The sequence below is a fragment of the Dietzia sp. DQ12-76 genome (genome assembly GCF_014145045.1).
In the GTDB taxonomy this organism is placed as follows: Bacteria; Actinomycetota; Actinomycetes; order Mycobacteriales; family Mycobacteriaceae; genus Dietzia.
Genome location: NZ_JAALDV010000161.1, coordinates 1 through 8,794 on the forward strand (window position 1 = coordinate 1; position 8,794 = coordinate 8,794).

Below are 8,794 nucleotides of genomic sequence, written 5' to 3' on the forward strand. Positions count from 1 at the left end.
GGCCACCACCCGTGACGCGTTCAGCAACGACGTGCCCCGGGCGGGACTGGTCGGAACCGACCCCGAGGCGGGGGCCCGCGTCCCCCGCGGTGACCCGGTGGCGGTCCTGGTCTCCGTGGGACGGCCGGTCGTGCCCGAGGTGGGCGCCGGACGCGACGTCGACACCGTCTCGGCCCTGCTGCGGGAGAACTCGCTCGAACCGGTCCGCGGCGGGACCGAGCACTCCGACTCGGTCCCGGTCGGGCAGGTGGTGGCTCTGGAGCCACGGTCCGGGACCACCGTCGACGTGGGGACCAGGGTGTCGATGGTGACCAGTTCGGGACCGGCTCCGGTGAGCGTCCCCGATGTCGCGGGCCTCGAGGAGGACCAGGCCCGGGCCGCGCTGGAGGGATCCGGGCTCACCGTGTCGGAGGTCCGCCGGGTCTACGACGACGAGGTCGACGGCGGGCTCGCCGTGGGCACAGACCCCGACGTCGGATCGGACGTGGCCCGTGGGGACGGCGTGACGCTGCTGGTCTCCAACGCCCTCACCGTCCCCGACATCAGGGACGTACCGGTGGACGAGGCCACCGACGTACTCACCAGGGCCGGTTTCACGATCGTCCGCCAGCCGCCCGTCACCGACCGCCGCATTGCCGACGGTCGGGTGGTCAGCACCGACCCCCCCGCCGGCCGGAGGCTGGATCCCGCCAACGCCGTGCTGCGGATCGTCCCGTCCGACGCGGTGACCGTCCCCGTCGTCCTGGGGGCCCGGGCCTCCGACGCCCGGCAGACCCTCCGCGACGCCGGGCTCGAGCCCGTCCTCGACTCGGGGTCGCCGGGCGGGATCGTCTACGGCCAGAACCCGCTGCCCGGGCGGGTCGTGGCCCGGGGCAGCGAGGTCGAGATCGACGCACTGGGCTGAGTCCTCCGGACCCGAGGCCCCCCGGGCCCCGTCAGGGACCCGGTCCGGACGCGGCTCAGTGGCGGAGCATCTCCGCGACCAGGTAGGCCAGTTCGAGAGACTGCTGGGTGTTGAGTCTCGGGTCGCAGGCGGTCTCGTACCGTCCGGCGAGGTCGAGATCCGAGATGTCCTGGGCGCCTCCCAGACACTCGGTCACGTCCTCGCCCGTGAGCTCGATGTGGATCCCGCCCGGGTGCGAACCGAGCGCGTGGTGGACCTCGAAGAAGCCCTGGACCTCGTCGATGATCCGGTCGAAATGCCGGGTCTTGTAGCCGTTCGACGTGGAATGGGTGTTGCCGTGCATCGGGTCGCACTGCCAGATGACCTTGTGGCCCGACGCCTCGACGGCCTGAACGATCGGTGGGAGGGCGTCCCTGACCTTGTCGTTGCCCATACGGGAGACCAGGGTCAGACGCCCGGGTCGGTTGCGCGGATCGAGTTTCTCCACGTACTCCACCGCGAGTTCCGGGGTCGTGGAGGGGCCGATCTTCAGTCCGATCGGGTTCTCGATGAGCGAGGCGAAGGCCACGTGGGCGTCGTCGATCCCGCGGGTGCGCTCCCCGATCCACAGGAAGTGTGCCGAGAGGTCGTACAGCCCCTGCTGCGCGTCGCCCGTGAGTCCCGTGCCGTCGTCGGCCAGGCGTAGCATCGCGCGCTCATAGTCCAGGACCAGCGCCTCGTGGGAGGAGAAGATGTCCGCCGACCGCAGGTTGTGGTCGGCGACCCCACAGGCGTCCATGAACCGCAGGCCGCGATCGACCTCCGCGGCGAGGGCCTCGTATCGCGCGCCCGCAGGGGAACCGGCGACGAACTCCATGTTCCATTCGTGAACGCGGTGCAGGTCCGCCGTCCCCGACGCCGTCAGCGACCGGACCAGGTTCATGGCCGCGGCGGCGTTGGCGTAGGCCCGGACCAGTCGGGACGGGTCGTGCTCACGAGTGGTCTCGTCGGCGTCGAACCCGTTGACCATGTCCCCGCGGTAGGACAGCAGGCCGGTGGCGTCCCGATCGGCGGAGCGCGGCTTGGCGTACTGGCCGGCGATCCTCCCGACCTTGACCACCGGCATGGAGGCGCCGTAGGTCAGGACCACGGACATCTGGAGGAGCGTGCGGATCACGCCCTTGATGTGCGGCTCGGTGTTGGCCTCGAAGGTCTCCGCGCAGTCCCCGCCCTGGAGGAGGAAGGCGCGGCCGTGCGCGACGTCGGCCAACCGGTCCGAGAGGTGCTCGACCTCCGAGGCCACACAGATGGGGGGCACACTCTCGAGGACCTTGCGCATCGCCGCAGCGTGATCGGGATCCCACGACGGCTGCTGCAGCGCGGGTCGCGACAGTGCGTCCGCCAGCAGTCGATCGAGGTCCGCCGAGAGCGGGGGGAGGTCGGGAAGCTGCGCGATGTCGACGTCGACTGTCCAGTTGCTCACCCGGCGAGGATACGCCACCGGCAGCGTCGCAGACCTCAGAGGCCCAGGTGGGGTGCTGTCGCGGCGATCGCCCGGAACCTCATCGCCGCATGACGCGCATCACCGAGAGCGTCATGGGCTCCGCCCGGGTGTACGGGCAGTTCCGGTTGCCCGGCCAGCTCCCACAGCTGGCGCACATCCCGGGTGAGTCTCGGCATCGCCGCCGGGAGCTCGGTCATGTCACCCCAGAGCTGGCACACGGCGACGTGGTCGTACGCGCCGATCCATGCCCACAGCTCCACCGGGCCGGAGGCCGGCGCGGTGACGAAGTCGTACAACTCGTCGCGGATCGCCGCGCGCGACCTCCACGCCGCCGACGAGGGATTGGGGAGTTTCGGCAGGACGTTGCGTCTGACCCATGGCCCGGCCTTCGCCGGGTCGAACTCCGTGGAGACCGCGTAGAACTCACGTCCGTCCTCGGCTACCACCCCCACCGAGACCAGGTCGATGGTGGTGCCGTCCTCGATGAACTCACAGTCGTAGAAGTAGCGCACCGGCGTCAGCGCTGCCCCTCGACGGGAGTGTCGAGAAGGTTTCGTCCCGACTTCCGGACCGCCTCGTAGCGCTTCTTCATCTCCGCACCGTAGACGTCCGGAACATACTCCTGACCCGTCAGCGCCTGGATACGCCGCATGAACTCGTCGGTGATCTCGCGCTCGGCCACGCGGTCCCCCTCCCGACCGGCCCACGGCGTCAGGTCGAGGGGTTCCCCGATCATCACGCGGACCGGAGTCCGGCGATGCGGTCGGGTGACCTTGCGGATGTAGTCACCCGTACCGACCACCCCCACCGGGATGATCGGGACCCCGGCGCGCAGCGCGAGCCGGGCCGGCCCCGTCTTGCCCCGGTACAACCGCCCGTCCGGGGTGCGGGTGCCCTCCGGGTAGACGCACAGGATCTGCCCCGAGGACAGGACCTCCATGCCCGCGTCGAGGGCCGCCTGCGCGGCGTCCGCGTTGGTCCGGTCGATCGGGTACTGGCCGGTCCCGGCGAAGAACCACCGGCTGAGGGCTCCGCGTATCCCGCTGCCCGTGAAGTAGTCGCTCTTCGCCAGGAAGGTGACCCGCCGGGGAAGGAGCAGCGGGGTGAACAACCAGTCGCCCACGGACTCGTGATTCCCCACCAGGACCGCTGCCCCGGTCGCCGGGAAGTTCTCCTCGCCGGTGAGGACCGTCCGACTGGTCATCCGCAGGAAAGGCCCGATGATCACGTACTTGAACAACCAGTACAGCACCTGGGGTCACCGGTCTTTCTCATGGTTGGGGAGGTCGACGAAAGCGGATACTACCCGGATCGGCCCGCGAATCCGGACGGGACGAGATTCGGTGGCCAGAGCTCCGGATCCGGGACGAATCCGGCGACCACGGCACCCGCCACCGGATCGTGGTGCGACGCGACGAGGGTGCACCGGGACAGCAACGCGGGAAGGCGCAGCACTGTCCGGAGGCCGTTGAACTCCAGCCGGAGACCGCCGCTCTCGACCGAGGGCGGAGTCGTCGGCGGGGCGGGCACCGGCAACTCCGCCCGGTAGCCACCGTTGCCGTCCGCGGACACGACGGGGGTGACCGCACCGCGGGCGAGTGTCGCCAGAGCCGCCGTGCGGTCCGGAGCACCGCCGGCGACGATCACCTCGACCGGCCCGGCGAGGAACGTCGAGACCTCCCCGGCCAGGAGGGACAACCGGTGCGCCTCGCGGGTCCGGGCGTCGGCACGGTCCCCGGCCGCCATGGACGCGAACCGGACATGCGCGGGCCACCGGGACTCCACGAACCCGGCGAGCTCCCCCGCTGCGGAAAGCCTGCGGACGGCCGCGAGATCACCGTCGAGGTCGACCATCACCACATCCCACACCCCCGCGGCAGCCGCACGCCGGGCGTACTCCCATCCCAGTACTGCCGCGAGGGGGGCGTCGCTACCGGTGGCGAGGGCCGCGAGCACCTCGTCCTCCGGGTCCACGGCCCCCGATGTGTACGCCTCGAGTCTCGCGGTGGCGTCGTCTGCGCGGACCTCCACGGGCCCCTCGTCGGTCGTGTCCAGTCGGGGATCGACCGAACCGGGATCCCCGGTCAGAATGAGAGCGGTTCCGCCGGCGTCCAACAGGAAATCCGCCATCGCCGCGGACCTGTCCGCCGGGTCGCCCCCCAGAACGATCACGACCCTCGACCCGGTCACCTCGACTCGGCCCGGCGCTTGAGTTCACGGAGAGCCTCGGAGAGGATCCGCCGCTCGGCCCGGTCGCGGAGCCGACCGATCACCGGCACCACGAGCTCGATCTCCAACTCGTAGTCGACCCGGGTGCCGCCCTCGACCGGCTCGAGCCGGTAGGAGCCCTTCTGCGCGCGCTGGAGCGTCGAACTCTCGAGGCGCCACTCGACGGCCCTGTCGTCCGCCGACCAGGAGTAGACGAGGACGTAGTCGTCGACGATCGCACCGGCCTCCAGCGCGAACCGGACCCGGTCTGACCGACCGTCCGCGCCGACCGAGAGAACCTCGGCGACCCGGATCGACGTGGACCATTCCGGATACGAGTCGAAGTCCGAGATGACGGCCATCACGTCCTCGACCGTCGCCTCGATGACCGTGGAGTCGCTGGTCGGCCACACCTCGGGGGCGCCGTTGTCCTCACTCATATCCCCAGCTTCACATATCTCCCGCCGGGATGCGCCCTCCGGCTGACGCCCGGGCGCACGGGTGGCGTGGATGCCGTCCACCCCCGGGGATAGTGTGTCCTCACCGCGATTAGACCATCGATCGTCTCCACCAGGAGGACCCTTTGCGCGAATACGTCGCCGCCCCCGCCACTTTCACCGTCCCCGAAGACTGGTCCTGTGCCCAGGCGGCGTACGACCGGGCGGAGCGGACTCCGGACAACGTGGCCTTCCAACGCCCGGTCGACGGACGGTGGACCGACGTCACCAACCGGGAGTTCGCCGACACGGTCCGCCTGGTTGGTCGGGGCCTGGTCGCCCGCGGGATCGGGGCCGGGGACAGGGTCGCCCTCCTGTGTTCGACGCGATACGAGTGGAACGTGATCGATTTCGCGATCTGGGCGGCGGGCGCGGTCACGGTACCCGTCTACGACAGTTCGTCCGCGGAACAGATCCGCTGGATCATGGAGGACTCGGGCGCCCGGCTCATCATCGTCGAGAAGCAGACCCACGCCGCGACCACCCGCGAGGGGATCGCCGACCTGGAGGGGTCCCCCGACGTCCTGGTGATCGAGGGCGAGAGCCCCGCGTTGGACCTGCTCGTCGCCGGGGCGACCGACGTCGCCGACGCGGTGCTCGACGAACGTCGCGCCGCGGTGAGCGCGGACGCCCCCGCGACGTTGATCTACACCTCCGGCACCACCGGACGACCCAAGGGGTGCATGCTCACCCACCGGAACTTCATGTCCGAGACCCTCGCTGTCCTCGAGACCCCGTTCAACCAGTACCTCCGGCAGGACGCGACCACGGTCATGTTCCTTCCCCTGGCCCACGTGCTGGCCCGCGCCATCACCTACGCGGGGTTCCACGCCGGCGTCCGGATCGCCCACTCGTCGGACCTGACGAATCTCGTGGACACGTTCTCCGAGATGCGGCCCCATTACATCCTGGCCGTCCCGCGCGTGTTCCAGAAGGTCTTCAACAAGGCCCAGGCCACCGCCCAGGACGGCGGTGCCTTCAAGGCGTGGATGTTCGACAAGGCCACCGACACCGCCGTCGCCTACTCCAAGGCCAACCGCGGTGGGCGGGTCGGGCCACTGCTCAGGCTCCGCCACGCGCTGTTCGCCAGACTCGTCTACGCCAAGCTCGTCGCTGCACTGGGTGGACGCTGCGAGATCGCCATCTCGGGTGGCGCGCCGCTCGGCGAACGCCTGACCCACTTCTTCGACGGCATCGGTGTCAACATCTTCGAGGGGTACGGACTCACGGAGACCTGCGCGGCGATCGCGGTCAACACCCCCGGCAAGATGCGTATCGGGACCGTCGGCCAGCCACTGCCCGGATGCGCGGTCCGGATCGCCCCGGACGGCGAGGTCGAGGTGAACGGCCCGGTGGTGACCTCCGGCTACTGGCGCAATGAGCGTGCGACCGCCGAGGCCTTCTCCGACGGCTGGTTCCGGACCGGGGACCTCGGATCGCTGGACGAGGACGGCTACCTGACCATCACCGGCCGCAAGAAGGAGATCATCGTCACCGCGGGCGGCAAGAACGTCGCTCCGAACCAGCTCGAGGACGCGCTCCGGGCGGACCCGCTCGTCGCCGAGGCCGTGTGTGTGGGCGACGGGAAGCCGTTCATCTCGGTGCTGATCACCCTCGACCCCGAGGCACTGGACCGGTGGAAGGCCCACCACCACAAGACCGGGTCCCTGTACGAGCTGCTGCGGGACGCGGACATGATCGAGCATCTCGACCAGGCGCTGTCCCGGGCCAACAGCACCGTCTCCCATTCGGAGGCCATCAAGAAGTACCACGTCCTCCCCGATCAGTTCACCGAGGAGACCGGTGAACTCACCGCGTCGCTCAAGGTCAAGCGGAACGTGGTGCACCAGAAGTTCGCCGCACAGATCGAGGATCTCTACACCTGACGTCCGAGACTCGATCCACGCCCGGATCGGGACTCGATCGGGAAGCTAGTCCCCGGAGAGCACTCGCCGCATGTTGCGGGCGAGGTCTTCCCAGCGCCAGGAGTCGAGAACCCAGGTGCGTCCGCGGACACCCATCGACGACGCGCGTGGCCGGTCCGAGAGCAGACCGGCCACGGCGTCGACGATCTCGCCCGTCGAGGTCCCGTCCACCACGAGCCCGGTGGTCCCGTCCAGGACCGTCTCCGGGGCGCCACCACTCCGGCCGGCCACGACTGGGACGCCGCAGGCCGAGGCCTCCAGATACACGATTCCCAGCCCCTCCACGTCGAGTCCCCCACCCCGCGTGCGGCAGGGCATGGCGAACACGTCCGCCATCCGGTGGTGATCGACGATCTCGTCCGCCGGGATCCGGCCGGTGAAGATCACCCGGTCCGTCACCCCGTGCCTGCGGGCCAGACCCTCCAGCGTCCGCCGGTACGGGCCACCCCCGACGACGACGAGGACCGCTCCCGGGACGCGGCGGGCGATCTCGGGCAGAGAGCGGATGAGCGCGTCCTGTCCCTTTCGCGGGACGAGGCGGGAGAGACACACGATCACCTCACGGTCCGCCACCCCGTAGCGCTCGCGGATCGCCCGCCGCCGCACGGGATCGGGTCGGAACCTGTCCGTGTCGACCCCCCCGGGCTGGTGCACGAGCCTCGCGTGCGGGCCGAACGCCGCCGCGAGGCGTCGCCTCGTGTACTCACTCACGTAGGTGACGGCGTCCGTGGACTCACCGATCATCCTGAGCACCTGGCGCGAACCCGGCAGCATCGACCACCCCACCTCGTGACCGTGGGTGCTGGCGACGATGCGGGTGACGGGCCCCTCCCGCAGGACGGGTGCCATGGCGGCCAGCGGTGCTGCCGCACCGAACCACACCGTGCTCGCCCCGAAGTCCGAGGCCAGTCGCCGGGCACGCTTCGCGAGATCCGGTGTGGGCAGCAGCATCTCCGTCGGGACCCGCTCGACCAGATAGGGGCGGGAGTCGTCGTACTCGATCGAGTCCCGGCCCCGGAACGTCGAGGCGAGGACCGCCACGTCCTCCGGGTCCAGGTGCGCCAGATAGGTCTCCAGGTACGACTGGATACCACCGGGCCGCGGCGGATAGTCGTTGGTGATCAGCAGGGTCTTCGTCATCACGTCCGAGACTGCCACACCGCCCGGGGATCGCCTGCCCGGCGCCCACGCGTCAGTAGCGACGGACCCCGCTGATCGGCATCGCGTCGACCTTCTCGAGCTTGACCGGCACCCCGTAGGTCGGCGCGTGGAGGACGAGTCCGTCGCCGGCGTACATGCCGACGTGGGTCGCACCCGCGTAGTAGATGACGAGGTCTCCGGGTTGGATGTCCGGCATCGCGACGGGCGCCCCCGCCACCGCCTGCGCCTGACTCGACCGGGGAAGCGTCTTGCCCTCCTGCGCGTACGCCCACACCATGAGGCCGGAGCAGTCGAACTCGGACGGTCCGGTCGCCCCCCAGGAGTACGGGGCACCGATCCGGGTGAGGGCCACGTTCAGGGCGGCCGTGTTGACCCCGTCGATCGCCGGGGCGACGTACCCCGGGGGCACCAGGGGGCCGCCGGCCCAGAGTGCACGCTGCGCGTCGGAGAGAGCGTCCACGCGACGTCTCACCTCGTCGATCCGCACTCTCATCTCGTCCGACCGCCGATCGAGGTCATCCGCGCGTCGCTGGGCGTCACGCGCCGAGGCGCGCGCGGCTTCCGACGCGAGATCCGCCTCCACCCGGAGACGGGCGGCCTCCGCTGAGGCGGCGCG

The 8,794-nt window shown here is 70.3% G+C and carries 9 protein-coding genes; 2 read left to right on the forward strand and 7 right to left on the reverse strand.

The genetic code is table 11. The annotated features are described in order from the left end of the window. Positions 1–904, forward strand: a 904-nt coding sequence (locus G6019_RS06690) for a PASTA domain-containing protein (protein ID WP_182627257.1), incomplete at its 5' end; no start/stop codon positions are given. Between the two features lie 55 nt (positions 905–959). Here the strand turns inward: G6019_RS06690 and G6019_RS06695 are convergent. From G6019_RS06695 to G6019_RS06715, 5 genes are read right to left on the reverse strand one after another with little or no spacing between them, the layout of a single operon-like run. After that, positions 960–2,366, reverse strand: a complete 1,407-nt coding sequence (locus tag G6019_RS06695; RefSeq protein WP_107756202.1) for a class II 3-deoxy-7-phosphoheptulonate synthase — start codon at positions 2,364–2,366, stop codon at positions 960–962. A 35-nt stretch (positions 2,367–2,401) separates the two neighbouring features. Further along, positions 2,402–2,899, reverse strand: coding sequence for a polyadenylate-specific 3'-exoribonuclease AS (locus G6019_RS06700; RefSeq protein ID WP_107756201.1), 498 nt, complete (start codon positions 2,897–2,899; stop codon positions 2,402–2,404). Positions 2,900–2,904: 5 nt separating this feature from the next. Further along, complete coding sequence (locus tag G6019_RS06705) at positions 2,905–3,639, reverse strand: lysophospholipid acyltransferase family protein (protein WP_309230177.1); 735 nt, start codon at positions 3,637–3,639, stop codon at positions 2,905–2,907. A 50-nt stretch (positions 3,640–3,689) separates the two neighbouring features. After that, positions 3,690–4,559, reverse strand: a complete 870-nt coding sequence (locus G6019_RS06710) for a hypothetical protein (protein ID WP_231750528.1) — start codon at positions 4,557–4,559, stop codon at positions 3,690–3,692. Between the two features lie 14 nt (positions 4,560–4,573). After that, positions 4,574–5,035, reverse strand: a complete 462-nt coding sequence (locus G6019_RS06715) for an SRPBCC family protein (RefSeq protein WP_182612613.1) — start codon at positions 5,033–5,035, stop codon at positions 4,574–4,576. A 143-nt stretch (positions 5,036–5,178) separates the two neighbouring features. Here G6019_RS06715 and G6019_RS06720 point away from each other — a divergent pair, with 143 nt between their 5' ends. Then, entirely contained in the window at positions 5,179–6,978 is a 1,800-nt protein-coding gene (locus G6019_RS06720) for an AMP-dependent synthetase/ligase (protein ID WP_107756198.1), read from the forward strand. Positions 6,979–7,023: 45 nt separating this feature from the next. Here the strand turns inward: G6019_RS06720 and G6019_RS06725 are convergent, their stop codons facing one another. Then, positions 7,024–8,157, reverse strand: a complete 1,134-nt coding sequence (locus tag G6019_RS06725) for a glycosyltransferase family 4 protein (RefSeq protein WP_182612615.1) — start codon at positions 8,155–8,157, stop codon at positions 7,024–7,026. A gap of 52 nt (positions 8,158–8,209) precedes the next feature. Continuing rightward, a partial coding sequence (locus G6019_RS06730) for an NlpC/P60 family protein (RefSeq protein WP_182627259.1) occupies positions 8,210–8,794 on the reverse strand: 585 nt, incomplete at its 5' end.

What these genes read in the sequence shown, in the direction of transcription:
- G6019_RS06725 (WP_182612615.1), bottom strand. Translation starts at nt 8,157, where the DNA reads ATGACGAAGACCCTGCTGATCACCAACGACTATCCGCCGCGGCCCGGT.
- G6019_RS06715 (WP_182612613.1), bottom strand. Translation starts at nt 5,035, where the DNA reads ATGAGTGAGGACAACGGCGCCCCCGAGGTGTGGCCGACCAGCGACTCC.